General features: G+C 72.0%; 16 protein-coding genes. 9 read left to right on the top strand and 7 right to left on the bottom strand.

The genetic code is table 11. From position 1 onward, the window contains the following. Positions 1 to 2: 2 nt before the first annotated feature. Positions 3 to 1,049: an amidohydrolase family protein gene (locus tag ACFWV3_RS03935; protein WP_382407935.1), complete on the bottom strand. Its 1,047-nt coding sequence runs from the start codon at positions 1,047 to 1,049 to the stop codon at positions 3 to 5. A gap of 281 nt (positions 1,050 to 1,330) precedes the next feature. Between ACFWV3_RS03935 and ACFWV3_RS03930 the strand changes: the two genes are divergently transcribed. Then, a complete protein-coding gene (locus ACFWV3_RS03930; RefSeq protein WP_382407932.1) occupies positions 1,331 to 1,954 on the top strand; it encodes an LmbU family transcriptional regulator in 624 nt (207 codons plus the stop codon). A gap of 72 nt (positions 1,955 to 2,026) precedes the next feature. On the opposite strand, the gene ACFWV3_RS03925 is transcribed toward ACFWV3_RS03930, so the two are convergent. From ACFWV3_RS03925 to ACFWV3_RS03910, 4 genes are all read right to left on the bottom strand, one after another. Then, the gene (locus tag ACFWV3_RS03925) at positions 2,027 to 2,533 is read right to left on the bottom strand and encodes a GNAT family N-acetyltransferase (RefSeq protein WP_382407930.1); all 507 of its coding nucleotides are present in this window, start codon (positions 2,531 to 2,533) and stop codon (positions 2,027 to 2,029) included. Positions 2,534 to 2,594: 61 nt separating this feature from the next. Further along, on the bottom strand, positions 2,595 to 3,245 hold the full coding sequence (locus ACFWV3_RS03920; RefSeq protein ID WP_382407928.1) for an FMN-binding negative transcriptional regulator: 651 nt from the start codon (positions 3,243 to 3,245) through the stop codon (positions 2,595 to 2,597). Between the two features lie 21 nt (positions 3,246 to 3,266). Further along, positions 3,267 to 4,571: a lysine N(6)-hydroxylase/L-ornithine N(5)-oxygenase family protein gene (locus tag ACFWV3_RS03915; protein WP_382408152.1), complete on the bottom strand. Its 1,305-nt coding sequence runs from the start codon at positions 4,569 to 4,571 to the stop codon at positions 3,267 to 3,269. Positions 4,572 to 4,707: 136 nt separating this feature from the next. After that, positions 4,708 to 5,157, bottom strand: a complete 450-nt coding sequence (locus tag ACFWV3_RS03910) for a helix-turn-helix domain-containing protein (RefSeq protein WP_382407926.1) — start codon at positions 5,155 to 5,157, stop codon at positions 4,708 to 4,710. Positions 5,158 to 5,230: 73 nt separating this feature from the next. Here ACFWV3_RS03910 and ACFWV3_RS03905 point away from each other — a divergent pair, with 73 nt between their 5' ends. Further along, positions 5,231 to 6,466 (top strand): MFS transporter, encoded by a 1,236-nt coding sequence (locus ACFWV3_RS03905; RefSeq protein WP_382407924.1) that lies wholly within the window; start codon positions 5,231 to 5,233, stop codon positions 6,464 to 6,466. 4 nt (positions 6,467 to 6,470) lie between these two features. Here the strand turns inward: ACFWV3_RS03905 and ACFWV3_RS03900 are convergent, their stop codons facing one another. Next, positions 6,471 to 7,676 (bottom strand): cytochrome P450, encoded by a 1,206-nt coding sequence (locus ACFWV3_RS03900; RefSeq protein WP_382407922.1) that lies wholly within the window; start codon positions 7,674 to 7,676, stop codon positions 6,471 to 6,473. Positions 7,677 to 7,716: 40 nt separating this feature from the next. Beyond that, positions 7,717 to 8,895 carry an NAD(P)/FAD-dependent oxidoreductase gene (locus ACFWV3_RS03895; RefSeq protein ID WP_382407919.1) on the bottom strand — a complete coding sequence of 393 codons (1,179 nt, stop codon included), beginning with the start codon at positions 8,893 to 8,895 and terminating at the stop codon, positions 7,717 to 7,719. Positions 8,896 to 9,213: 318 nt separating this feature from the next. Between ACFWV3_RS03895 and ACFWV3_RS03890 the strand changes: the two genes are divergently transcribed. From ACFWV3_RS03890 to ACFWV3_RS03860, 7 genes are read left to right on the top strand one after another with little or no spacing between them, the layout of a single operon-like run. Then, on the top strand, positions 9,214 to 11,118 hold the full coding sequence (locus ACFWV3_RS03890; protein WP_382407917.1) for a condensation domain-containing protein: 1,905 nt from the start codon (positions 9,214 to 9,216) through the stop codon (positions 11,116 to 11,118). A 28-nt stretch (positions 11,119 to 11,146) separates the two neighbouring features. Beyond that, positions 11,147 to 12,937 carry a condensation domain-containing protein gene (locus ACFWV3_RS03885; RefSeq protein ID WP_382407915.1) on the top strand — a complete coding sequence of 597 codons (1,791 nt, stop codon included), beginning with the start codon at positions 11,147 to 11,149 and terminating at the stop codon, positions 12,935 to 12,937. Positions 12,938 to 12,953: 16 nt separating this feature from the next. Beyond that, a complete protein-coding gene (locus tag ACFWV3_RS03880; RefSeq protein ID WP_382407913.1) occupies positions 12,954 to 13,727 on the top strand; it encodes a hypothetical protein in 774 nt (257 codons plus the stop codon). After that, positions 13,724 to 15,031 (top strand): glutamate mutase L, encoded by a 1,308-nt coding sequence (locus ACFWV3_RS03875; RefSeq protein ID WP_382407911.1) that lies wholly within the window; start codon positions 13,724 to 13,726, stop codon positions 15,029 to 15,031. Before ACFWV3_RS03880 ends, ACFWV3_RS03875 begins: the two co-directional genes overlap by 4 nt. Further along, the gene (gene dapF / locus ACFWV3_RS03870; protein WP_382407909.1) at positions 15,025 to 15,918 is read left to right on the top strand and encodes a diaminopimelate epimerase; all 894 of its coding nucleotides are present in this window, start codon (positions 15,025 to 15,027) and stop codon (positions 15,916 to 15,918) included. The genes ACFWV3_RS03875 and dapF overlap by 7 nt, the downstream gene beginning before the upstream one ends. Continuing rightward, positions 15,915 to 18,464 (top strand): D-ornithine 4,5-aminomutase subunit OraE, encoded by a 2,550-nt coding sequence (oraE, locus tag ACFWV3_RS03865; protein WP_382407907.1) that lies wholly within the window; start codon positions 15,915 to 15,917, stop codon positions 18,462 to 18,464. Before dapF ends, oraE begins: the two co-directional genes overlap by 4 nt. Continuing rightward, complete coding sequence (locus tag ACFWV3_RS03860) at positions 18,461 to 24,214, top strand: amino acid adenylation domain-containing protein (protein WP_382407905.1); 5,754 nt, start codon at positions 18,461 to 18,463, stop codon at positions 24,212 to 24,214. The genes oraE and ACFWV3_RS03860 overlap by 4 nt, the downstream gene beginning before the upstream one ends. Positions 24,215 to 24,217: the final 3 nt, after the last annotated feature.

The following is a 24,217-nucleotide window of genomic DNA, read 5'->3' as shown; positions in this document are numbered from 1 at the left end:
TCTCAGAGGACGACGCGTCCACGCAGGACGATACGGCTCGGGCTGTGCAGCACCGCCGGTCGCACGGTCGGATCCTCGTCGTAGGCGACGACGTCCGCCCATCCGCCGTCGGTCAGGCCCGGCAGTCCCAGCCAGGAGCGCGCGGTCCACGAGGCCGCCCCCAGCGCGACTTCCGGGGGCAGTCCGGCGCGGATCAGCCACTCCACCTCGCCCACGATGTCGCCGCACGGTTTGCTGTCCGTTCCGGCGAGCACCGTGACGCCGGCCTCGTGGGCCGCGAGCGCCGTCGCGGCCATGCCGTCCCACCCGGACCGCAACCAGTCCCGGATGTGTTCGGGTTCGCCCCGGCCGAGCTGCTCGACGGTCTTGGCGAATGTGGTGAAGGTCGGGACCAGTGCCGTTCCCCGCTCGGCCATCAGCGGGAGGAGAGCGTGGTCGAGGTGCATTCCGTGTTCGAGGCTGTCCGCGCCGGACAGGACCGCGTGCTCGGCTCCCTCCGCGGTCTGGCAGTGCACGGCGACGCGTCCGCCGATCGCGTGCACGGCCCGCACCGCGGCGGTGAGGGCGTCGAGCGGCACGGGGGGTGTGCCGGGCAGCCAGTCGCCGATGATCTTGCACCAGCCGGAGGACGCCCGTGCCTCCTCGACGGCGGCCGCGGCGAGGTCGTCCTCCTCGACGTCACGGCCGAAGCCCTCGAAGAACCTGCCGGGCGTCGCGAGCCAGCGGCCACCGGTGACCAGGCGCGGGAGGTCGGGCTCGTCGTGCCGGCGGTGGGACAGCGGATCGGCGGATCCGGGGGAGCGCACGGCGAGGACGCCGGCGGCGCGGTGCTGGAGCATGTGCTCGCGGAACAGCGCCAGGTCGAACTCGTCACCCGGTTTGTCCGTGCCGGGGTGCGAGTGCACGTCGACCAGGCCGGGAACCAGCCAGCCGCCGTCGATCACGTGCTCGCCGTCGTCGCCGGCCGCCGTCCGCAGCCGATCGCCTTCGATCTGCAGCACGACTTCCTCGCGTCCCGGCAGTGCGATGCCCCGGATCCTGAGTGCCACGCACGATCTCCCCTCGCGATGCGGACACGCCCGGTACCGGCCGGGAGCGTGGTCGAACTCCCGGCTTCGTGATCAGCCCTGGTGATCAGGTCCTGGCGATCGAGCCACTGTATAGACCGGCCGGTGCCAAACGGCGTCAGCGGTCCGTCATCGGGCTGTCATCGCGCGCGCCCAGTATTCGACTCGAACGATCACAAGGGGGTGTGCGGGTTGTCGAAGACGGAGTGGATCGGCGCGCCGTCGTGTCGGTGCGCCTGAGATGAGCTGACGGTGAGATGTCCATGGGGGACGATGTGACCACCTCGGAAAAGCATGTGCTCAAAGCGGGACCGCGCGTCCTGCCGGGTCGGCGTGACCAGATCCTGACCACGAGGGTGGGGTTGCGCCTGCCGGACGGTCTGTCGTTCGAGGCCTGGGAGGACGCCGGGCCGAAGCTGTTCCGGATCGTCGACTCGTCGGCGTGGTGCCTCGGCGACTGGTTGGTGTTCGGCCAGAACAAGTACGACGACAGGTACCGGCGCGCGATCGACAAGGCCGGGCTCGACTACCAGACGTTGCGCAACTACGCGTGGGTGGCGCGGAAGTTCGAGCTGTCGCGTCGCCGCGACGCGTTGAGCTTCCAGCACCACGCGGAGCTCGCCTCGCTGGAACCGCGGGAGCAGGACGGGTGGCTGGACCGCGCGGAGGAGCACGGCTGGTCGCGCAACCAGCTGCGCAGACAACTGCGCGACGTCCGCGAGACCGAGGGTGCGGCCGGCGGGGTCTCCACGATCCCCGCCCTGCGGGTCGACCAGGCGAGCGCCGCGCTGTGGACCAGGGCGGCCGACTCGGCCGACACCGAGCTGCGGCAGTGGATCGTGACGACCCTGAACCAGGCCGCGGCCGACGCGCTCGACCGACCGTGACCCGGAGCACGACACCCGGATGCCCTCCACCCCGCACCGGGGCGGAGGGCATCCGCGCGTTCGCCCGGTTCGTCAGTCGCGGACGAGGCGATAAGCGACGGTCCGCCACACCGCGCCCTTGATCTCACGGTCCTTGTCCTGCGCCGCGTCCCGGACGAATCCGGCCCGCTCGGCGACCTTGCGCGACGGCACGTTGTCGCTGTGCGTCCACAACCTCAGCTCGCGCACCGCCCTGTTCGCGAAGATCCACGCCACGAACTGGGTGAGCGCGGTGCCGGCCACCCCGCGGCCCCGTGCCCGGGGCGCCATCAGGTAGGACATGTGGCCGACGCCGTCGATGAAGTCGACCGCGACGTTGCCGTACCGCTCGCCGGTGTCGCCGTCCACCACGATGAACGAGTCGGTGCCCTGGTTGCCGGGCAGCGCGGCGATCGCCGCGGCGACCTGCTCCTCCGTCAGGTCGGGCGACTCCGTCGTGTAGCGCTGCACCTCTGGGTCCTTGGTCGCTTCGGCGTACCAGGCGGCGTCCGAGGCGTCCCACGTCCTGAGTTCCACGTTCACCCGCACAGAATCGATCATCTCGCGAGATCCTGGCCAATCCGGCAGGATCACCACCGGTCGAGCGCGTCGGCGGCCGCCGTCACGGCGTCGCTGCCCGCTCCGCCGCGGGCACGCGTCCGATCAGCTCCGCGAGCTGCCGGTGCTGGCCGGCGGTGCTCGCCGCGAAACACCGGCGCACCCGCCTGCGCAGCTCGTCCGGCTGTTCCTGGCTCAGCTTGAACATGCTCTGCACGCCGGTCACCTCCACCTCGAACGCGCCGACGCCGGGGAGGAGCTCGTTGAAGTACCCGTGTGAACCGGACATGTCCCAGTCGCACCCGAAGCGCGACTCCAGCGCGCGGACCGTGGCGCGGATGACGTCGATCGTCCCCCTGCTGTCCTCGACGACCCGCAGGACGCCGCGGACGTGCACGGCGGTGAAGTCCCAGGTCGGTGCGGCCGGGTCGTTGTCGTAGACGGTGGGGGACACGTAGCCGTGCGGGCCGGTGAACACGAGCAGCGCCTCGTCGCCCGTCCTCAGTGCGCTCCAGTGGGGGTTGGCGCGGTTGAGGTGCCCCGCCAGGACCACACCGGGTTCGACCGCGTCCGCGTCGCCGAGGACGATCGCCGGCAGGTGGGTCGCGTGCGGTGTCGCGCCCGCGTTGGAGCACAGCAGCGCGAGAGGGTTGCCCGCGACGAGCTCCGCGGTCCACGACGGGTCGGGAGCGCGGTATTCCTCCGGTGTGTACATGGGACGTCTCCTGGGTCCTGGTCAGCGGTGCGCCGCGATCGACTCGACGATCGCTCCCGCGCGGACGGCGGTGTTCGACAGCAGCGTCGAGGACAGGCCGTGCGTGTGTTCGGTGGGTCCTTGCAGGTAGATGCCGCACGTCACGCTGCCGGTGGTGGACACGCGGTAGTCCAGGTCCACCTGCACGCGGTCCTCGGCGTCCCTCTTGCACTGGGCGGCGAGGGAACCGAGCAGTGGCAGCGGGTCGGCCGGTCGATAGCCTGTGGCGTAGACGAGCACGTCGACCTCGTCCTCCCGCACCTCGCCGGTCGGCAGGAACTCGGTCGAGACGACCAGGTGCTCCCCGGTCTCCTCGACCCGCAGGACGCGGGAGAGGTTCAGGAACCGCAGCCGCTCCTCGCCGAGCACCCTCTCCTGGTAGCTGCGGCGGTACAACTCCTCGATGAGCTCCGTGTCGGCCACCGAGTAGTTGGTGTTCCGGTGATGCGCGACGACCGCCTCCTTCACCGCGCGCGAAGCGTTGAAGAAGGTCGGCACCGCACCGGGGTCGAAGATCCCGTTGACGAACGGGCTGTCGTCCGCGGGGGTGAACCCGTACTTCGCGAACACGGAGTAGATCGGGGACCGCGGGAAACGGCGGTGGAGGTACTCCAGCGTCTCCGCCGCGCTCTGGCCGGCGCCGACCACCATGAACCTCGGTGAGCTGTCGGGGGAGATGCCCGCCGCCCGCCGCACCAGCTGCTCGTTGTGCCACACGCGGTCCGACGCGACGGCTCCCGCCGGGAGGTGCGGGCGCAGGCCGGTGGCCAGCACGAGGTTCCTGGCGCGCCACGTCCCGGCCGGTGCGCTGCCGCGGCGCGGAGTCGTCCTGACCTCGAGCTCGGTGACGTCGGAACCGGCGCCGTCGTGGGCCGCGCGGATCTCGGTCACCTCGTGGCCGTAGGCGACGTCGTCCGCGAAACGCGCCGCGCACCACTCCAGGTAGTCGTGGAACTCCACGCGGGACGGGAAAAGGCATTGGTGGTTCGTGAAGTCGACCAGCCGGCCTTTGTCGTGGAGGTAGGAGACGAAGCTGAACCCGCTGGTGGGGTTTCGCGGAGTGGCCAGGTCCTTCAAGAAGGAGATCTGCATCGTGGCGCCGTCGATGAGCATTCCGCGGTGCCAGCCGAAAGATTCCTGGCGTTCGATGAACGCCGCGCTCAGCCGGCGGCCGGCTGGTGCCGTTCTGTTGTGCTCGGTCACGGCGATCGCCAGCGCGAGATTGGACGGTCCGAATCCCACGCCGACCAGGTCGTGAACCCGCTCCACCGGCTGGGTCACACTCATCATCCCCGATCAAGAGGTGCCTTTTGCGTCCTCCACCATCCAGCACCGGGGATGTGCCGCGCAATCAAACTCGTGTTTTGTCGCGGTGTTTTCGTTGCGATTGTCGAGGACGGTGTCCCGCCGGCGGGACACCCTTTCAGGCCGGGTGTTCGGCGACGAGGAGGAGAGCGTCGAGCACCCTCCACCAGTCGGCTTCGCCCGGTTCCCGGCCCATCGCCTCGGCGATCACGCTGAACGCGGTGATGAGCCGGCCAGAGACGTCGGCGGGGTCCTGGCCGGAGGCCTCGGCGAGGGCGCGGACGGTCTCCCGGAACCGGCGCGTCCTGCTGAGCCTGACCACGCTCTGGGGTGCCGGGGTGGTCGTCGTACTCGTCGTCTCGCCCGCGGCCGTGAACTCGATCGAGAGCTCGGTGCCGAGCGCGGCGGCGAGCCTGCTCAGCGCGCTGGTGGTCGGGTTTCCCCTGCTGTTCTCCAGGTTCGCGATGTAGGGCACGGACAACCCGGCGTCGGCGGCGACCGAGGCCACGGTCCGGCCGGAGGCCTGTCGCAGTGCGCGGAGTCTCGGCCCGATGGGCTCCTTCGGCACGGACGCTCCTATCTTGACAGGACATTCTGCTCGGCGCTCTTATTCTAGCAAGACTACTTCGGGGGAGGCAGCGGTGCTCGAGGCACTGAAGATCCGCGACTACCGGTTGTTGTGGAGCGGGCGGACGGTGAGCCTGATGGGCTCGTGGCTGCTGGTGATCGCGATTCCGGCACACGTGTACACCATCACGGGCTCGCTGCTCGCCACCGGTCTCACCCTGGTCGCCGAGTACCTCCCCGGCCTGCTGCTCGGTCCGATCGCGGGCGTGCTGACCGACCGGTGGGACCGCAGGAAGGTGATGATCACCGCGGATCTGTTCCGCGCCGTCGCGGTCACGCTGATGCTCTTCGCCACCGCCGAGCAGTCGCTCTGGCTGATCTACGTCGCGCTCATCGCGGAGAGCACCGGCGCGGTGCTGTTCCGGCCGGCCGCGCAGGCGCACATCCCGATCGTCGTGGGCAAGGGCGGAGGGCTGAGCAGCGCGAACTCGCTGAACGCGTTCACCGACGGCACGGTCCGCCTCGTCGCGCCGCCGCTCGGCGCCGCGATCCTGACCCTCACCAGCTTCCAGACGCTCATCTGGATCGACGTCGCGAGCTACCTCGTGTCGGCGCTCTTCATCGCGCTGACGAGCCGGCTCGGCGGCCCCGCCGCCGAGCGCCTGTCGACGGTGCGGCAGGTGTTCACGGACCTCGCCGCCGGGTGGAAGGTGCTGCGCGGGCTGCCCATCGCGGTGGTCCTGCTGCCGCTGACCGCGGTGTTCCTGGCGGCCAACGCCTCGCTCAGCGCCCTGCTCGTGCCGTTCGGCATCGAGCGGCTCGGCGGCAGCGAGCAGATCGGGTTCGTGGTGTCGGCGCTCGGCGTCGGCTTCCTGCTCGGCGCCATGGCCATCCGCAGGCTGGTCGACCGGGTGCAGCCGCGCTACCTGCTCGCGGCGAGCCAGCTGGCGACAGCCGTGGCGTTCTTCGTGCTCTTCGGCTCGACCTCGTTGTTCGTCGCGCTGCCCGCCGGTGTCGCCATCGGCGTGTTCGGTTCGATGACGCTGGTGACCCCGCAGACGGCGCTCCAGCGCAACGTGCCGAACGAGGCGCTCGGCCGGATCACCGCCGTCTTCCTCTCGGCGGAGGCCTTGGCCACCCTGGTCGGCGCGCTGACGGGTCCGTTGCTCGCGGACGTGTTCTCGCTGACCACCGCCGTCGTGGTCGCCGTCGTGGTCACGGCGGGTGGAGCACTGGCCGGGCTGGCCCTGGTGCCGCTGCTCGACGAGGTGGTGCCGGACTCCGCGGAGCCGGCGCCTGGCGTGGCCTGAGCGTTCACCCCTCCGGGTCGAACGTGACCGGCACGGAGTGAGCGCTGCGCAGCAGGGGGCCGGCGGCCCAGAGGATCTCCTCCCGGCCGGCGGCCAGCCGCGTCGACGGCAGCCTGCGCAGCAGCGCGTCCACCGCCACCTCCGCCTCCAGCCTGGCGAGCGGCGCGCCCGCGCAGAAGTGCGGCCCGTGCCCGTAGCCGAGGTGCTGGTTCCTGCCCCCTCGGTCGAAGCTGAACTCGCCGGTTCCCGCGAACTTGCCGGGATCCCTGTTCGCCGCCGCGAGCGACACGACGACGCCCTCGCCCGTGCGGATGCGCTCGCCGCCGATCTCCAGGTCTGCCAGCGCGTAGCGCGGCATCGTGGTCTGGACGGAACTGTCGTGGCGCAGCGCCTCGTCGACGACTGCGCGCCACCGCCGGGGTTCTTCGAGCAGCCACGGGATCCGTTCCGGTTCGCGCAGCACGTGGATGAACGTCGACGCGATCATCGGCGCGGTCGCGATCTGCCCCGTCGTGTAGAGCAGGTAGACCATGTCGTCCAGTTCGGCCTCGTCGGCGAACCCGCCGCCGTCGAGGGCGTCGAGCAGCGAGCTGATCAGGTCCTCGCCCCGGTCGTGCCTCTTCGCCTCGATGACGTCGCTGATGAACGTCCGCAGCTCGGTGGTGCGGGGGCCGCCGGTGCCCTGCTCCAGCATGCCGACGAGCACGGTCAGCTCGGTGCCGCGCCCGTGGGGGAGCCGCCGGTCCTCCGGGATGCCGAGCATGTCCGAGATGACGGTCTCGGGGATCTGCCAGGTGTAGTCCTCCAGCAGGTCGGCCTCACCCCGGTGCGCGAACTCGTCGATCTTGCGGTGGCAGGCGGCGAGGACCGACGGGCGTTGGCGCTCCACTGCTCCCGGGCTGAACTCCGCGTTCACGAGCCCGCGCAGCCTGGTGTGCTCGGGCGCGTCCCGCGCGAAGAGGTACCCGTTGTGCGGGGCGGTGCCGTCGGCCTTGCCCGCGTTGCGCGGGTCGAAGCTGAGCAGCGGGTGGGACAGGCACTCCCTGGCGAGTTCGTAGGAGGTGACGAACCAGACCTGTGGTCCACCGTCCGGTCCCGGCACCTTCGTGATCGGTGCCGTGGAGCGCAGCCAGGCGAGGGTGGGATAGGGGTCGACGGAGTCGCCGCCGTCGCCACGGCCGATGACGTGGGCGAGCTCGGTGAACTTCATTCGTCCTCCAGATCGGGGGTGATGGGCGTCGTCCGCGGTGTCACAGCCGGGCCAGCAGGTCCGGGGTGATCAAGTCGTCCATCGAGTTCATCCCGGCGATCACGCCGAAGTAGCGGCTGGTGAGATCGGGTGACGTGCTGATGGCCCGCAGCATGGCGAGCCGGGCGGGTCCGACCTCCAGCCGCGCGGTCGCGAGCGTGCTGCGGTAGACCTCCACGAGCGTCTTGTCGCGCGCCACGCCGAACTCCTGCGCGGCCGCGTCCAGGCGGACGGGGTCGTCCAGGCAGGGTGCGATCGAGTCCGCCAGCAGCTCGGCCTGGAGCATGGCGTCGGTGATCCCGCGTGCGGTGATGCTGTCCTTGTGGTGGCCCGCGTCACCGATCAGCGCCCAGCCTGGTCCCCACGCCTGCCGGAAGAAGTTCCGCTGGTCCCCGGTGCCGTGCAGGCGGTCGACCCGTTCCGCCGCCATCGCCCGGTCGAACACGCCGGGCGCGGTCGTGCGGACGGCGTCCAGGTGGCCTGCCAGCGGATCCGCCCTGATCGTGGCGAACCTGTCCTGCGGGAGGTAGGTGGCGATGATGGTGAGGCCGTCGTTGGTGGGGATCACGGCGACCCAGCCGCCGGTCCGCTCGTGGAACTCGAAGTGCGCGGGAAGGCCCTGCCAGAAGCTGTAGTACACGCAGGTCGCGAGCGGATCCGACCGGACGGGCGGAGCGCAGGCCAACCGTGCGACCGTCGACCGCATCCCATCTGCGCCGATCACGACGTGAGCCTTCTCCACGACCTCCCCGCCGGCGCGGTCGCGCAGCACCACGCCGTCGACCCGGTCGTCCCCGGTGAGCCGCACCAGCCTCGTGGCGTCGCGGAACTCGGCACCCGCCGCCACCGCGGCGTCGGCGACGATCTTGTCGAGCACCGCCCTGCGCGGGGCGTACGTCCCGTCGACGTCGCCCAGCACCGCGGCCGCGCCCTGCAGCCGCACATCCCGCACCTGGTAGGTGACCCGGTCGAGTTTCGGGCAGCCCGACGCCGCGACGGCGGGCAACAGGCCCCAGCGGGCGAGCCTCGCGACGCCCGGCTGGTGGAGGTAGAGCGTCGACATCGTGTCGGAGGGGAACTCCGACCTGTCAATCAGCAAGACCTTCCGGCCGGCTCTGGCGAGCAGCAGCGCGGCGGACGCACCGGCACAGCGCGCGCCGACGACAATCGCGTCGAACATTCCACAGACCCCCGATGGGTGAAGCGCAAATGCCGGACGTGGCGACCAATGCGCGAACGCCCAGTGTGTACAGGGCGGTGGAGGTGCTCAACTGTCGCGTGAATGGCCATCCGCACGGTCGTCCCGCCGGCGGGACAACCCCGCCGTCGTTTCCTTGTTGCCCCGTGGCGGTCTCGCTAGTGTCGGCCGCCGGGCAGCTCGCCGGGTTCCGCTGACCGTTTCGCGGGCCGGCCAGGAAGTCTTCTCACGCATTCGACACCAGCTGGTGATTTCGACATTCCGAGCACGGGTCGATTCGTGCTGAAAGGAAGGTACGGCGTGCAAACGACGGACGCCTCGGCACGGGTAGAATTCGAGGACATCTACCCGCTCACTCCGATGCAGAACGGGATCCTCTTCCACACCCTGCGGTCGCGCCGGTCGGGGCCCTACCTCGAGCAGTTCGTCTTCGACGTGGAGGGATCGGTCGACGCCGCCCGGCTCGCCGACGCGTGGACCGTCGTGGTGAACCGCCACCCGACGTTGCGGGCGGCGTTCGTCTGGGAGGGCGTGGACGAACCGGTGCAGGTCGTCGTGCCGGCCTGTGCCGTTCCGCTGCGCGAGGTCGACCTCACGGGCCGCCGGGACGGCGCCTTCGCCGCGTTCCTCGCGGAGGACAGGGCGGAAGGTTTCGTGCTGAGCCGAGTTCCGCTGATGCGGCTCACACTGGTGCGCGACGACGAGGGCACGGTCGTCGTCTGGACGCTGCACCACCTCGTGATGGACGGCTGGTCGATGCCCATCACGATCAACGAGGTCGCCGCGGTGTACCGCGCTTCGGCCGCGGGCGAGGTGGCTCACCTGCCTCCCGCCGGACCGTTCCGCGACTTCCTCTCCTGGCTCGCCAAACAGCCGAAGGAGGCGGCGACCCGGTTCTGGAGCGATCGGCTCGACGGCGTGTCCGGGTTTGCGCTCGGCGCCCTTCCAGCGGGCAGAGCGTGCGAGCGCCGTGGCACCGCGGTGGCCGGTCGCGGCTACCACGACCTGAGCTCCGGGCTGAGCGCCTCACTCGTCGACGCCGCCCAGCGCGGGAAGGTCACGCTCAACACGCTCTTCCAGACCGCGTGGGCGCTCCTGCTGTCCCGCATCACCGGCAGGGACGACGTCACGTTCGGCGCGACCGTCTCCGGCAGGCCCGCCGACCTCGCCGGTGTCGAGAACATCGTCGGCGTGTTCATCAACACCATCCCGCAGCGGGTGGTGCTGGACGAGGACCAGCCGGTCGCCGGGCTCCTGCGCGAGGTGCAGCGCACGCAGCTCGACTCCTCGCCTTACCAGCACATCGGGCTCACCGAGATCCAGTCCTGCGCCGGGGTTCCCGCGGGAACGCCGCTCTTCGACAGCATCGTCGTGTTCGAGAACTACCCCAGCGAGAACCCGGACTTCGACCTCGGCGGCGGCTCCGGCCTCGTCGTGCGGGAGATCGTCGAGGACACGGGCTACCCGCTGACGCTGACCGTGCTGCCACGTCACCCGAGCATCCGGCTCCAGCTGCTCTACGACACCGAGCTCTTCGACGACGACACCGCGACCACGCTGCAGGGGCGGTTCGAGGCGGTGCTGGAGTCGCTCGTCTCCCACCTCGACGGCACGGTGCGCGGCGTGAGCGCCGTGCGCCGTGAGCACGCCGCGGAACTGGTCGAGTCGTGGCAGGCGGCCGAGGTGGAGGTCCCCGGGGAGGTGGCACCGGGTCCGGTGCGGCTGCACCTGCTCGACCGCAGGGGCGAGCCCGTTCCCGCGGGCGTGCCCGGCGCCGTTCACCTCGTCGTGGACGGCTCGGTCTCGGCGGACGCGGTGGCGGGCTGGTCCGGCCGGCACCTGGCGGACGGGTCCGTCGAGCTGATCGCGCACTCGGTCACCGAGGACGCCGGGGATGCCGAGGCGGCCGCGGGGAAGTGGGCTCCAGGAGCGGAGTCCCGTGCGGTCGCCCGCGCGCTGTGTGCACTGTGGACAGAGGTGCTGGGGCGCGCGGTCGTCGATCCGGAGACCGACTTCTTCCGCTCCGGCGGGGATTCCCTCGCGGCGGTGCGGCTCGTGGGGCGGATGAAGATGACCTTCGAGACCGACCTCTCCGTGAACGACGTCTTCGAGGTCCGGACCCTGGGCGCGCTCATCGGGCTGCTGGACGCCGAACTCGGCGCGGAGGCGGTCGACCGGCAGGCCGCCGAACTTCTCGCCGCCTGATCCGCACCACCACCAGGAGACCACTGCCATGTCCCCGGACGACATCTCGGCCAGGCTGGCCGGACTCTCACCCGCACAGCGTGCGCTGCTGACCTCGATGCTCGACCGCAAGTCCACGGCGTCCGCTCCGGCGGAGCCGCCGTCGATGACACCGGTGGAACAGCGGCTCGCGGACATCTGGCGCGACGTCCTGCGGGTCGGCCACGTCGGCCCGCGGGACAGCTTCTTCACCCTCGGCGGTGACTCGATCACCAGCCTGCAGATCTCCGCGCGCGCCGCGGCCGCGGGGCTGCGGATCACCTCCCGGCAGGTGCTGGAGGAGGAGACCGTCACGGCGCTCGCGAAGGTCGCCGTCGTGCGCGAGGCGGATGCGGCGCAGGGCGACGACCCCGTCGGCGAGGTCGCGCTCACCCCGATCCAGCGCTGGTTCTTCGAGCAGAACCTGCCCGAGTCCCACCACTGGGACCAGGCGGTCTTCGTCGAGGTGCGCGACGAGGTCGCGGAGGACCTGGTCCACGACGCCCTGCGCGCGCTCGTCGCGCACCACGACGCGTTGCGCAGCACCTTCGTGGTCGACGGCGCGCGGTCGCGTCACCTCGTGCCCGGGAGCGGCGCCGATCCCGCCTTCCGCGTGCTCGACCTGCGCGGGGCCGATCGGTCCACCCAGGACGACGAGATCCGGGCCGCCGTCACCGCGGCGCAGCAGGCGATCGACCTCGTCGCGGGGCCGATGCTGTCCGCCGTGCTGTTCCGCCTCGGACCGGACCGCGCCGACCGGCTGATGATCGCGATCCACCACCTGGTCGTCGACGGCGTCTCGTTCCGCGTGCTCATGGAGGACCTGGAGAACGCCTACCGCGCGCTGCGCGCCGGTGCCGAGATCCGCCTGCCCGCCAAGACGGACTCGTTCCGGCGGTGGGGGGCCGCGGTGGGCCGGTACGCGGAGGAGCTCGAGCGGGGTGGCCGGCTGGCGCACTGGCTCGCCGTGCCGCGCGCGGACGCCGTCGCCGCGACGTGGGGACCGGCGCCGGCGGAAGCCGGTGGGATGAACACGGTGGGGCGCAGCCAGACCGTGACGGTCGAGCTTCCCGCGGAGCAGGTCGCCGCGTTGACGCGGGACGCCGTGCGCGGGCGTGATGTGCAGCCCAGGGACGTGCTGCTCGGCGGCTTCCTGCTCGCCTGGCGCTCCGTCACCGGGCGCTCCGCCGTCCAGATCGACCTCGAAGGGCACGGCAGGGAACACCTCGACGGATCCCTCGACGTGTCGCGCACGGTCGGCTGGTTCACGTCGATCTTCCCCGCGGTCCTCGAACTGTCCGAACGCGACGGTGCCGCCACTGTCGCGGAGCGGGTGCACCGGTACCTGGAGACGGTGCCGGACAACGGGATCGGCTACGGGATCCTCCGCTACCTCGGCGGCGAGGCGGCGCGGGCACTGGCGGCGCTGCCGCAGTCCGAGATCAGCTTCAACTACCTGGGCAGGTTCACCCGGCCCGGCGGGGACGACTCGGTGTTCGGCTCACCGCTGCAGGTGCCCAGCCCGCTGCAGAGCGCCGCCGCCCCGCGCAGGCACCTCCTCGAGGTGGTGGTGACCGGGGTCGAGGACCGCCTGCTGATCGAGATCACCTCGGCGCGCGACTTCCACCGCCGCGAGGACGTGGAGGCGCTGGCCGCGAGCTACCTGAGCGCGCTGGAGGACGTCATCACCCACCACACGACGGCTCGGGTGGAGGAGGACGGTGCGCGCGACTTCGACCTGATGAGGGTGAGCACGCGCCAGCTGTCGGCCATTGCCAGGCAAGTCGGACTCACTCGCTGAACCTGGGGAGCGCAGCATGAACTGGGACATCGTCACCGTGCGGGAGCTCGACCGCGGACTGGTCGGCGCACTCTTCGACAACGAGGTCGCGGCGATCCGGATACCGGGGTTCCTCTCGCGGGAGGGTCTCGCCGCGGCCGTCGCCGGCATCGAGGAGAACGGCCTCGACCACTACCGCGACGTCGACCCGCCGATCGGCAAGATCGGGATCACGCAGTTCGAGCACCGGCACGGCACCGCGGCCAAGGCCGCCTACTTCGAGCAGGCCGCGAAGTCGAACCTGCGCAGGCAGGAGGTGTTCGCCCGCAGCGGCGACCCGGTGGAGCTGGTCTCCTCCGCGCTGGCCGCCGTCTGGCCGCGACCGGTGTCGGTCGCGGAGGAACCGGCGGTGGGCGGCTACTTCGCGGGCCTCGTGCGCATGATCCGCGAAGGCCTCGTCCACTGCGACTGGGCCCCCCACGACGCGCCCGGCTGGTCGATCGGCGAGATCGACGCCCAGATCACCTGGAACGTCTACCTCCAGCTGCCGCAGGACGGCGGTGCGACGTACGTCTACGACCGGCCGTGGGACGAGAGCGCCGAGGAGCACGCGATCCCGGACAGCTACGGCTACGACGACGGCCTCGTGGCCGACCGCGCGAGGGTGCGGATCGAGCCGGCCGCCGGTGACCTGACCTTCTTCAACAGCCGCAACTTCCACGCCATCGAACGCAGCAGCGGAAGCGACCGCATCAGCGTCAGCTCGTTCGTCGGCAGGCATCGGGACGGACGCCTCGTCCTGTGGTCGTGAGCCGGGAGCCGACCCTGCTCGCGCTGGAGGTCGGCAGCACCTACACCAAGCTCGTCGCCTTCACCGACGGGCCGGACGGCCTGCGGATCGCCGGCCGGGCCGCGGCACGCACCACGGTGGACGCGGGGGACGTCGGCATCGGCGTCGGCGAGGTGCTGGCGTCGGCGCGGGACTTCGGCATCACCGGCTGGGACGACGCCGTCCTGACCAGCAGCGCGGCCGGTGGCCTGCGCATCGCGGTGTGCGGGCTCACCCCGACGCTGAGTACCAAGGTGGGGACGGAGATCGCGCTGGGCGCCGGTGGCGTCGTGGTCGCCTCGACCTCCGGCCGGATCGACGCCGGAGACCTCGCGACGATCGCCCGCTCGCGTCCCGGGCTGGTGCTCGTGTGCGGTGGCACCGACCACGGAGAGGTGGAGACGGTGCTGGCCAACGCCGCCGCGCTCGCGGAGTCCGATGTGGACTCGGTGTTCGTCTTCGCGGGCAACGCGCGGGTCCGCGACGAGGTCGAGGCGCTGTTCGCCGGTGTCGGCAAGCACTGCGTGCTCGCCGACAACGTCTACCCGGAGAGCGACTGCTTCCGGTTCACCGAGGTCCGGGACCTGATCAGGGGGATCTACGAGCGCGACGTCGTGAAGGCGCCGGGGATCGACGCGGTGCGCGAGCGGCTGGGCAGCGGCTGCGTGCCTACGCCGCTCGCCGTGTCCCGCGCGGTCGAGGCGCTCGCCGAGCGGTTCGGCGGTCTGCTCGCGCTGGACGTCGGCGGTGCCACCACGGACGTCCACTCCTGGCACGCGGACCGGCAGGACGAGGGGGTCGTGCGGGCGACGTTCGAGCCGAGGCTCAAGCGCACGGTCGAAGGAGACCTCGGCGTCTTCCACAACCTGCCGAACCTGTTGGAACCGGGGGAGGAGCCGCACGGCGGCGATCCGATCCTCGACGCGGACCGGGTGCGGGGGTACGCGCTGCGGGCGGTGCGACGCGGCCTGGCCAGGCACTGCGGCCACGCCGTGCGGGTGCACGGGGCCGCCGGTGTGCGGCACGTCGTGCACGGGGCCGACCTGAGACAGGTGGACGCGGTGCTCGCCACCGGCGGCGCGCTCAGCCACGGCCTCGGCGATCCCGGTCCGCTGGAGGTCGCGATCACCGGGCTGCGCGCCACGCGCCTGGTGCCGGAGAACGTGCGGACCTGGCTCGTCGACCGGAAGTACGTCGTCTCCGCACTCGGCGCGCTGCTGCCGCGGCACCCGACGGCGGTGGGCCGCTTCGTGGAGAGGGGCATGGACATGGGGGACTGGTGCTGAAGGTGACGCAGGAACCGCTGCGCGCGGAGATCGAGCGCGCTGTGCAGGAGGTGACGTCGTTCGGCCTCACCGGGGTCGTGGGCTTCGCGGTCGCGCACGGCAACGGCAACGTGATCGCGATCATCGATCTGGCCGGCCGCGCGGACGATCCGCCGGACGTGCTGCGCGCGGCCACGACCGCGGTGTCCAAAGTGGTCGAGTCGGTGAGGGTGGACGGCGTCCTGTTCTTCTACCCCGACCACGAACGCGGTCTGCGGATGATCTTCTTCGACTGCGACGGAACGTGGGAAGCCATGTGCGGCAACGGTCTGAGGTGCGTGACGAGGTACGCGGCGGACCGGGGGCTGATCGACGGCAGCGGTGTGATCGTCACCGACGACGGCCCCAAGCCGGTGCGGGTGGACGGCACCGGGGCCGACGTCGTGCTGGGGCCCGCCCGCGAGGTGCGCCAGGTGCGGGAGGACTGGTGGTTCGCCTACACCGGGGTGCCGCACCTCGTCGTGTTCGTGGACCGCGACGAGCTGGACTCCGTCGACGTGGCGGTGGAAGGCGCGCGGCTGCGCCACGACCTCGACCTCAACACCGCGCTGGGACATCCGGACGGCGTGCACGTGGACTTCGTGGCGGTCGACGGCGCCGGTATCGCCGTGCGGACCTACGAGGTCGGCGTCGAGGACGAGACCGCGTGCTGCGGAACGGGTGTGGCGGCGGCCGGGTACCTCGCCTGGCGCAGCGGCAGGGTCGGCATGCCCACGATCGCGCGCACCAGGGGCGGGGACGTCCGGGTCGGTCTGCGGGACGGGCAGCTCAGCATCGCGGGCGAGGTCGGTTACCTCGTCGCACCGGTCGTGCGCGCCGGCGCAGGCGGGATCGGGGGTACGTCGTGACGGCGTCGACGACCAGGGCCGGACGGCTCGCGGACCTGCGCGCACTGGGACTCGAGAAGCTCAGGGACCGGTTCTGGGAGCTGGCCGGACTCGCCGTGGAACCGCTCGCCGAGTTCGCCCGTGCGCACACGACACCGTCGATCGAACGGTCGGTGCTGCTGCGCATGGGGCTGGACTCGGTGCAGGCGAAGGAGCTCGTCGACCTCGCCGTGCGGGAGGGATGGCTGGGCGACGGGGTGGGAGGCGTGCTGCGCAGGCACGCCGACGTGCACACGATGACCCTCGACCAGGCCCACGCCGCCCTGCTCGGGAGGACGGCGCCGCATGAGGCAACGAGAGCACGACCGGAACGACACCGGCCGCTCGCACCGTTGACCAGGGACGAACCCCTGCCCGTGGACGCGATCCTGGACGGGCTGCAGTCCTACCGCCCCCGCCGGCGCGGCTGGACCTGGCGCACGGGCAAGGGCGCCTCCGCGGACTTCTCGTACCGGCAGACCACCGCGCCGCTCGCCGCGGGCGCGACCCTGCAGGCCGCCGAGTACTTCGGCGGCGCCGACCCGCAGCCCGACTGCGTGATCACCGCGGAGATCGCGTCGGGGCGGTTCGAGGACGACCTGCGCCGGATGCGGATGGCGGCGTGGCACGGGGCCGACCACATCATGGTCATCCGGACGTTGGGCCAGAGCCACTTCGACGGTCTCCTCGAGGGCACGCCGGAGGGCATCGGCGGGGTGCCGATCACCCGCAAGCAGCTGCGGGCGACCAGGCGGGCGCTCGACCTGATCGAGGACGAGACGGGCCGCCGGATCAACCTGCACTCCTACGTCAGCGGCCTCGCGGGCAGCGAGATGGCCGTCGTGTTCGCGGAGGAGGGCGTCGGCGGCGCTCACCAGGACTGCCAGTACAACATCCTGTACCGCAACGTGAACCCGGTGCGGTCCGTCGTGGACGCCTTCGAGGCCAAGCGGGTGCTCGCGGACGCGCGGATCCTCCAGCTCGACGGTGCCCACAACGCGAACTCGACGTCGCTCAAGGCGTGGAACGTCCGGCCGGAGCTGCTGGTGCAGCACGCCCTCAACTGCGTGATGTCCCTGCTCGCCGGCATGGACCGCGACCTGGTCGCGCTGTCGACGGTGCCGCCGACGGCACCGCCCGCACCGAAGATCGCCATCGACCTCCCGTACGCGCTGGCGGTGCGCTTCCTGTTCGAGGGCTACCGGTTCCGGGCGCAGCAGAACACCCGCTACAGCACGACGAACGTGCACGAGGCCGTGGTGCTGCACGCCCTCGACACCCTGATCTCCCGACTCACCAGCGCCGACATCCAGAGCACGATCGCGCCCGACGAGGCGCGTTGCGTGCCGTGGCACCACTCGTCGGTGCAGGCCGTCAGCGCGACCAAGCAGGTGCTCGTCGGACTGGACGGGCTGACCGACCTCGTCCACGTCGACGAGGAGGGCGTGCGGCCGGAGCTGTGCGACCTGGTCGCCCGCGCGGTGCTGATGCTCGAGGACGTGCTCGCGGCCGGTGGGTACTACGAGGCGCTCGGGGCCGGGTTCTTCGTCGACACGGGCCTGTACCCGGAGCGCGCCGGCGACGGCATCCGGCGGGAGCGGTCCGGTGGCGTCGGTGCCGGCACGGTGGTCCCGCGGGCGGCCGGGTACTCGGCGCCGGTGTGCAGCCACTTCGGCGAGCGCGCCGACGAGGGCTGCCGCGGCTGCACCCTGTGCGACGACGCGCTGGTGCGGTTCGTCGACGAGCTCGACCCGACCGACCGCGTGGACCTGCGCCGCGCCGAGGCCGTCGCGGCGGGGATCGAGGTCGTGCGGCCGGAGGCCGAGCACCGCGGCGACGGCGTCGTGACGCTGAGCATGTTCCTGCCGCTGCCCGAGTGGCAGGGCGACGCCGCCGCGCTGATGTTCGCCGAGCGGATGAACCTGCGCGACGCGCGGATCGTCGACAAGGTCGTGCTGCACCCGGCGGAAGGCGTGCAGTACGAGATCGCGGGCACCGTCATGGCCGGCGTGCGCAGGGCCGAGCTGCCCGTGGTGCCGCCGGGCTCGCGAGAGGTCGATCCCGAGGCGGTCAGGGCGGCGCTGAGCGGCAGGGACCTCCGGGTGGTCGGCGCGACGCTCGGCAACGACGAGCACTCCGTCGGCCTGCAGGAGGTCACCAACATCAAGCACCGCGGCCTGGAGTGGTTCGGCGTGGAGTGCGTCAACATCGGCGCCTCCGTGCTCGTGGAACGGCTGCTCGACGAGGCGGTCGAGCAGGGCGCGTGCGCGGTGCTCGCGAGCCTCGTCGTGTCCCACCGCGACATCCACCAGGTGATGATGCGCAAGCTCCACGACACCGCCGTCGAACGTGGTGTCCGCGACCGGTTCCTGCTGGTCGCGGGTGGTCCGCTGGTGACGGCCGAGCTGGCGGCGGAGTGCGGTCTCGACGGCGGGTTCGGCCGGGGCACCAAAGGGGTCGACGTCGCGAGGTTCCTGCTCGACGCGCTCGGCCGACGTGAGTCACGACCTGCTGGAGGGCGAGCATGACCGCGGATCCTGATCAGCGCCGCGCTGCCAGTGCCGGCGCCGCGCGTGTCGTCGCGGCCAGGGTGCGCGCCACCACCACCGCGGCACGTGAGGCGATCGCCTCCTGGCAGGCGGACGGCGGCGCCGTGGAACCGGTGCCCGCGCTGTCCCGGCTCTTCGGCGGACGTCCGGGGCCCCGCACCGGGACGGAGATCGTCCCCGTGCGGCTCGACGACCACACGAGCGCCGCGCTCACCGAGCTCGCCGCTGGCGCGCCGGTGAGGCTGCTGGCGGTGCTGGCGAGCGCGGCCGGTCTCGTCGTGGCGCGCTGCGCCAATCGGGACGACCTGCTCGTCCACACGCCGTCGGTCGGCGGCACGGGCGCCCCGCTCGCACCGCTGTCCGTACCCGGTGCCGACGGGGAGCTCGTGACGAGCCTGGTCGACCGGATGACCGCGACGGCGTCGAAGGCGCTGGGCGTCGCGAGAGCGCTGCCAGCGGAGACCGCGGAGCGGGTGTTCGGCGGTCACGAACCCGTTGTGGCCGTGTGCGTCCGCCCGTGGCAGGAGATGCCGGACGACGTCGAGCTCGTCTGCGTCGCGGAGCCCGGTGGCACCGGGATCGGCCTGACGCTGCGGTTCGACACGGCGCGCGTCGGCGACGAGCTCATCCGGCGGGTGGCCGGCTGGCTCGCGACCGTCCTCGGACAGCTGGTGGTGCCCGGCACGGTGGTGCGGGACGTCGAGCTGATGAGCGCGGACGAGCGCGAGACCGTCCTCTTCGGACTGTGCAACGCCGGGCTGCCGGAGCTGCGGGCCCAGCCGCTGCACCACCGGGTCCGCGAGATCGCCCTGTCCCGGCCGGACGACCTGGCGCTGGTCCACGGCGACCGCGCGCTCACCTACGCCGAGCTGCACCGCGCCGCCCTGGTGTTCGCCGACCGGATCGCCGGTGCCGGGGTCGTCGCCGGCGACCGCGTGGGACTGCTGCTGCACCGCGGCGACCTGCCCGTGGTCGCCGTCCTCGGTTGCTTCGCGCTGGGCGCGGTGTACGTGCCGATCGACACCCGGCACCCGGTGGAACGGATCCGCTCCATGCTCGGCGACTGCGGCGCGCGGCTCCTGGTCACCGAGACCTCGTTGCGGCACAAGACCGGCGTGGGTCACACCGGCCGGGTGCTCGTGGTCGACTCGGTGGACGAGCTGACCGGTGAGGCGCCGGAACGGCTCGGTCCCGGCCGGGACGCGCCCGCGTACGCCATCTACACCTCCGGCACGTCCGGCACACCCAAGGCGGTGCTGATCAGCCACGGTGCGTTCGCGTCCACGATGGAGGCCTACGCCGGCTGCTACCGGCTCACCGGGGTGCCCGTGTGCCTGCAGCTGGGGTCGTTCGCCTTCGACGTGTTCAACGGCGACCTGGGCCGGTCGCTCTACGCGGGCGGCACGCTCGTGGTGTGCCCGGACGAGGTCCGCGCCGAGATCGACGGCATCGCCGACCTGATCACCCGGCACCGCGTCACCGTCCTGGAGAGCACCCCCGTGCTGGTGAACCCGCTCGCCGAAGCGCTGTCGCGGCGGCCGGAGGCGCTGGAGCACCTGGAGGTCGTCGTGTCGAGCGCGGACGCCTGGGTCGTCCGCGACTACGACGTGGTCCGCAAGCTGATCGGCGACCACGTGCGGGTGCTCAACGTCTACGGCTGCACCGAGGCCTCGATCGACCAGACCTGTTTCGCACCGGAGGCGTTCGACGAGCGCGACCGGCCGAACTACGTGCCGATCGGCAGGCCGATGGCGCACTCGACCGCCTACGTCGTGGACGAACGGCTGCGTCTGCTGCCACCGGGAGCGCCGGGCGAGCTGTGCGTGGGTGGGCACGGGGTGGGCGAGGGCTACCTCGGCCGTGACGACCTGACCGCGCGGAAGTTCGTCGCCGACCCGTTCACCCGCACCGGCAGGATGTACCGCACCGGTGACCTGGTGAGGTTCCTGCCCAGCGGGGACCTCGAGTTCCTCGGGAGGATCGACCAGCAGGTCAAGATCCGCGGGTTCCGCGTCGAGCTCGGCGAGGTGGAGAGCGTGCTGCGGGCGCACCCCGCGGTGCGCGACGTCGTGGCGGTGGCGCTCGACGACGGGGCGGGGTCGCACCGGCTGGTCGCGTACCTCGTCACCGACGGGGACCTGCCCGACGTCGCCGGACTCCACGCGTTCTGCGGCGGGTTCCTGCCGGGGTACATGGTGCCGTCGGCGTTCGTCGGCCTGGCGGAGCTGCCGTTGTCGCGCAACGGGAAGGTCGACCGCGCGGCACTGCCGGCCCCCGGCGCGGCGCGGCCGGAGACCGGTGCCCCGCTCGTCGCACCGCGCACCGGTCTCGAACGGACGGTCGCCGGGGTGTGGGCCGACCTGCTGGGCCTGGACGAGGTCGGCGTGTTCGACGACTTCTTCCTCCTCGGCGGCCACTCGCTGATCGCGACCCGCGTGGTGGCCGCGCTGGAGGAGCTGTGCGGTGTGCGGGTGCCGGTGCGGACGCTGTTCGACTCGCCGACGGTCGCCGCCCTCGCCGAAGCGATGTCGGCGCTCTCACCCTCCCTCGGCGTGCCGGCTCCCCGTGCCGACCCGATGCCGGAGGGAGGGCTCGTCCCGGCGTCGGCGACCCAGACCCGGTTGTGGTTCGGCGAGCAGTGGCGACCCGGCACCGCCGTCAACACCATGCCGCTGGTGCTGCGGCTGCGCGGTGCTCTCGACGTCGCGGCGGTGAGGTTCGCGGTCGACGCGCTGGTCGTGCGGCACGAGTCGCTGCGCACGGTCTTCCGTTCCGCAGACGGCGTCCCGCTTCAGCTGATCCTCGACCCGTTCGAGGTGGCGGTCGACGTGGTGGACGAGACCGGCAGGGCCGGTGTGCCCGCCGGTGAGCTCGCGGCGGTGCGGGCCGTGCTCGACGAGCCGTTCGACCTGGAGCAGGGGCCGCTCCTGCGCGCCCGCCTGGTCAGGACGGGCGACAACGAGCACGTGCTCGCGATGGCCGTGCACCACCTCGTCGCCGACGGCTGGTCCATCGGGATCCTGCTCGCCGAACTGGAGGAGCACTACACCGCCGCGTGCTCCGGCCGCGCGGACCCGCCCGCGCCGCTGGAATGGCAGTACCGGCACCACGCGCGGTGGCAGGGCGAGGCGCTCACCGAGGAGGTCGTCGCCGAGCAGGCCGGCTTCTGGCGCCGGCACCTGGACGGTGTGCGGGACCTCGTGCTGCCCACCGACCGGCCGAGGCCGGCGGAGGCCACCGGTACGGGTGCCGCGGTCCGGCTCGACCTGCCGGAAGGCCTGGTGGCCAGGGCTTCGGCGTTCGCGCGGGAGCAGGGGACGACGCTGTTCACGGTGCTCTTGGCGGCCTACGAGGTGTTGCTGCACCGCTACTCCCAGCAGGACCTGTTCGCGGTCGGCACCGTGACGGCGGGACGGTCGCGCGCCGAGTTCGCGGACGTCGTCGGGTTCTTCGTCAACACGGTGCCCGTGCGGGCGGACCTGAGCGGCTCGCCGACGTTCCGGCGGCACGTCGCTGGTGTCCGGAGCACGGTGCTGGACGCCTTCGCGCACCAGGACGTGCCGTTCGACCGGGTCGTCGCGGAGCTCTCCCCGCCGCGCAACCCCGGTGTCCCGCCGATCTTCCAGGCCTGCCTGTCCCTGGAGAACGAGGAGAACACCCGCACGCGGTTCGGCGACCTCGCCGTGAGCGAGGAACCCGTCGGGCTCGCCGGCAGCCGGTTCGACCTCCTGCTGGAGCTGGCCGCGCGGGGCGGCGGCCTGAGCGGTGCCCTGACCTACGCCACCGACCTGTTCGACCGCGCCACCGCGGAGCGGATGGCCCGCGGGTTCGAGACCGTGCTCGCCGCCGCGCTCGAGCACCCCGACAGCCGCGTGGCCGACCTGGACGTCGTCGGCCCCGCCGATCTGGCGGTGCTCGTCGCCGCCGAGACCGGAGCTCACCGGGACCACCGGCCGGAGCTGCTGCACGAGGCGATCTGGCGGCAGGCGCCGGACGCGGTCGCACTCGTCGAGAACGGTGTCACGACGTCCTTCCGGGAGCTGATCGAGGCGGCGGACGGGCTGGCCGCCCGGCTGGTGGCCGAGGGCGTCGGACCGGAGGACGTCGTGGCGGTCCACCTGCCGCGCTCGGCGGACCTGGTGATCGCGATGCTCGCCGTGCTGCGGGCAGGAGGCGCGTACCTGCCGGTCGAACCCGAGCTGCCGGCCGGCCGGGTCGCGTTCATGCTGCGGGACTCCGCGGCGCGGGTGGTGCTCACCGGCACACCGGCCGCCGGGTACGACATACCGGCGGTGGACGTCCGCGATCGGCTGCCGGCGGTGGCCGTGCCCGCGGCGGACTCCGCCGGCGCCGCGTACGTGCTGTACACCTCCGGCTCCACCGGCAGGCCGAAGGCCGTCGTGGTCACCCACGCCGCGATCGACAACAGGCTGCGGTGGATGCAGGCCGAGTACGGCCTGGACGCTACGGACCGCGTGCTGCTGAAGACCCCCGCCGGGTTCGACGTCTCGGTGTGGGAGGTCTTCTGGCCGTTGCGCGAGGGCGTGCCGCTGGTGATCAGTGAGCCCGGCGGGCACCGAGACCCCGTGTACCTGGCCGGTCTCATCGCCGCCGAACGGGTGACGACCGTCCACTTCGTACCGTCCATGTTGGACGTTTTCGTGAACTCTCCCGGTTCGTCGGCGTGCGTTCCGATGCTGCGCAGGGTGATCTGCAGCGGAGAGGCGCTGCCGCCGGACCTCGTGGCCACGTTCGGCGCCCGGTTCGGCGTCGAGCTGCACAACCTCTACGGCCCCACCGAGGCCGCCGTCGACGTGACGCACTGGAGGTGCCGGGTGGACCCGGCGGGCCGGGTGCCCATCGGGTCGCCGGTGTGGAACACGAGCGTGCGGGTGCTGGACCGGAACCTGCGGCGGGTGCCCGTGGGGGTGCCGGGAGAGCTGCACCTCGTGGGCGTGCAGCTGGCGCGCGGTTACCTCGGCCGCGGCGGGCTCACCGCGGACCGGTTCGTGCCGGACCCGTTCGGCGCGCCGGGATCCCGCATGTACCGCACCGGTGACGTCGTCCGGTGGGGAGCCGGTGGCGGTCTCGACTACCTGGGGCGCACGGACCACCAGACGAAGATCCGCGGTCAGCGCGTCGAGCTCGGCGAGGTCGAGCACGCGCTCCGCGCGCATCCCGCGATCTCCGGCGCCACCGTGGTCGCGGGCACGGACCAGCGTGGTGACCAGAGGCTGGTGGCCTACGTGGTGGCCGGCGAGCTGGACGTGGTGGAGGTCAAACGGGCACTCGGCACCACACTGCCCGCCTACATGGTTCCCGCGGTCTTCGTGACCATGGACGAACTGCCCCTGTCGCGCAACGGGAAGGTCGACCGGGCCGCGCTGCCGGACCCGGACGCGGGACCGGTGCGCACCGAGGAGGGCTTCGCCGGGCCGCGCTCCGAGCTGGAGCGCCGCGTCGCCGGGGTGTGGCGGGACGTGCTCGGCGTCGCCGAGGTGGGTGTGTTCGACGACTTCTTCTCGCTGGGTGGCCATTCGCTGGTCGCGACGCGCGTCGTCGCACGGCTGGAGGACCTGCTCGGCGTCCGGGTCGGGGTGCGGACGCTCTTCGAGGCACCGACCGTCGCGGCGCTCGCGGAGGAGCTCGCGGCACTCGAACCCGTCGCCGTGCCACCACGTCCGGCGCCCCGGCGCTTCGACCGTTCGCAGTTCCTGGTGGAGGAGTGATGG

The sequence above is a fragment of the Lentzea sp. NPDC059081 genome (assembly GCF_042738015.1).
Lineage (GTDB): Bacteria > Actinomycetota > Actinomycetes > Mycobacteriales > Pseudonocardiaceae > Lentzea.
Note: the sequence above shows the minus strand (reverse complement) of the source record. Positions and strands in the feature narration are given on the sequence as shown.

Excerpts from the sequence above, each read along its gene's own strand:
- ACFWV3_RS03925 (WP_382407930.1), bottom strand. The coding sequence starts at position 2,533 with ATGATCGATTCTGTGCGGGTGAACGTGGAACTCAGGACGTGGGACGCC.
- ACFWV3_RS03880 (WP_382407913.1), top strand. The coding sequence starts at position 12,954 with ATGAACTGGGACATCGTCACCGTGCGGGAGCTCGACCGCGGACTGGTC.
- ACFWV3_RS03885 (WP_382407915.1), top strand. The coding sequence starts at position 11,147 with ATGTCCCCGGACGACATCTCGGCCAGGCTGGCCGGACTCTCACCCGCA.
- ACFWV3_RS03920 (WP_382407928.1), bottom strand. The coding sequence starts at position 3,245 with ATGTACACACCGGAGGAATACCGCGCTCCCGACCCGTCGTGGACCGCG.
- ACFWV3_RS03930 (WP_382407932.1), top strand. The coding sequence starts at position 1,331 with ATGGGGGACGATGTGACCACCTCGGAAAAGCATGTGCTCAAAGCGGGA.
- ACFWV3_RS03860 (WP_382407905.1), top strand. The coding sequence starts at position 18,461 with ATGACCGCGGATCCTGATCAGCGCCGCGCTGCCAGTGCCGGCGCCGCG.
- ACFWV3_RS03895 (WP_382407919.1), bottom strand. The coding sequence starts at position 8,895 with ATGTTCGACGCGATTGTCGTCGGCGCGCGCTGTGCCGGTGCGTCCGCC.
- ACFWV3_RS03900 (WP_382407922.1), bottom strand. The coding sequence starts at position 7,676 with ATGAAGTTCACCGAGCTCGCCCACGTCATCGGCCGTGGCGACGGCGGC.
- ACFWV3_RS03915 (WP_382408152.1), bottom strand. The coding sequence starts at position 4,571 with ATGAGTGTGACCCAGCCGGTGGAGCGGGTTCACGACCTGGTCGGCGTG.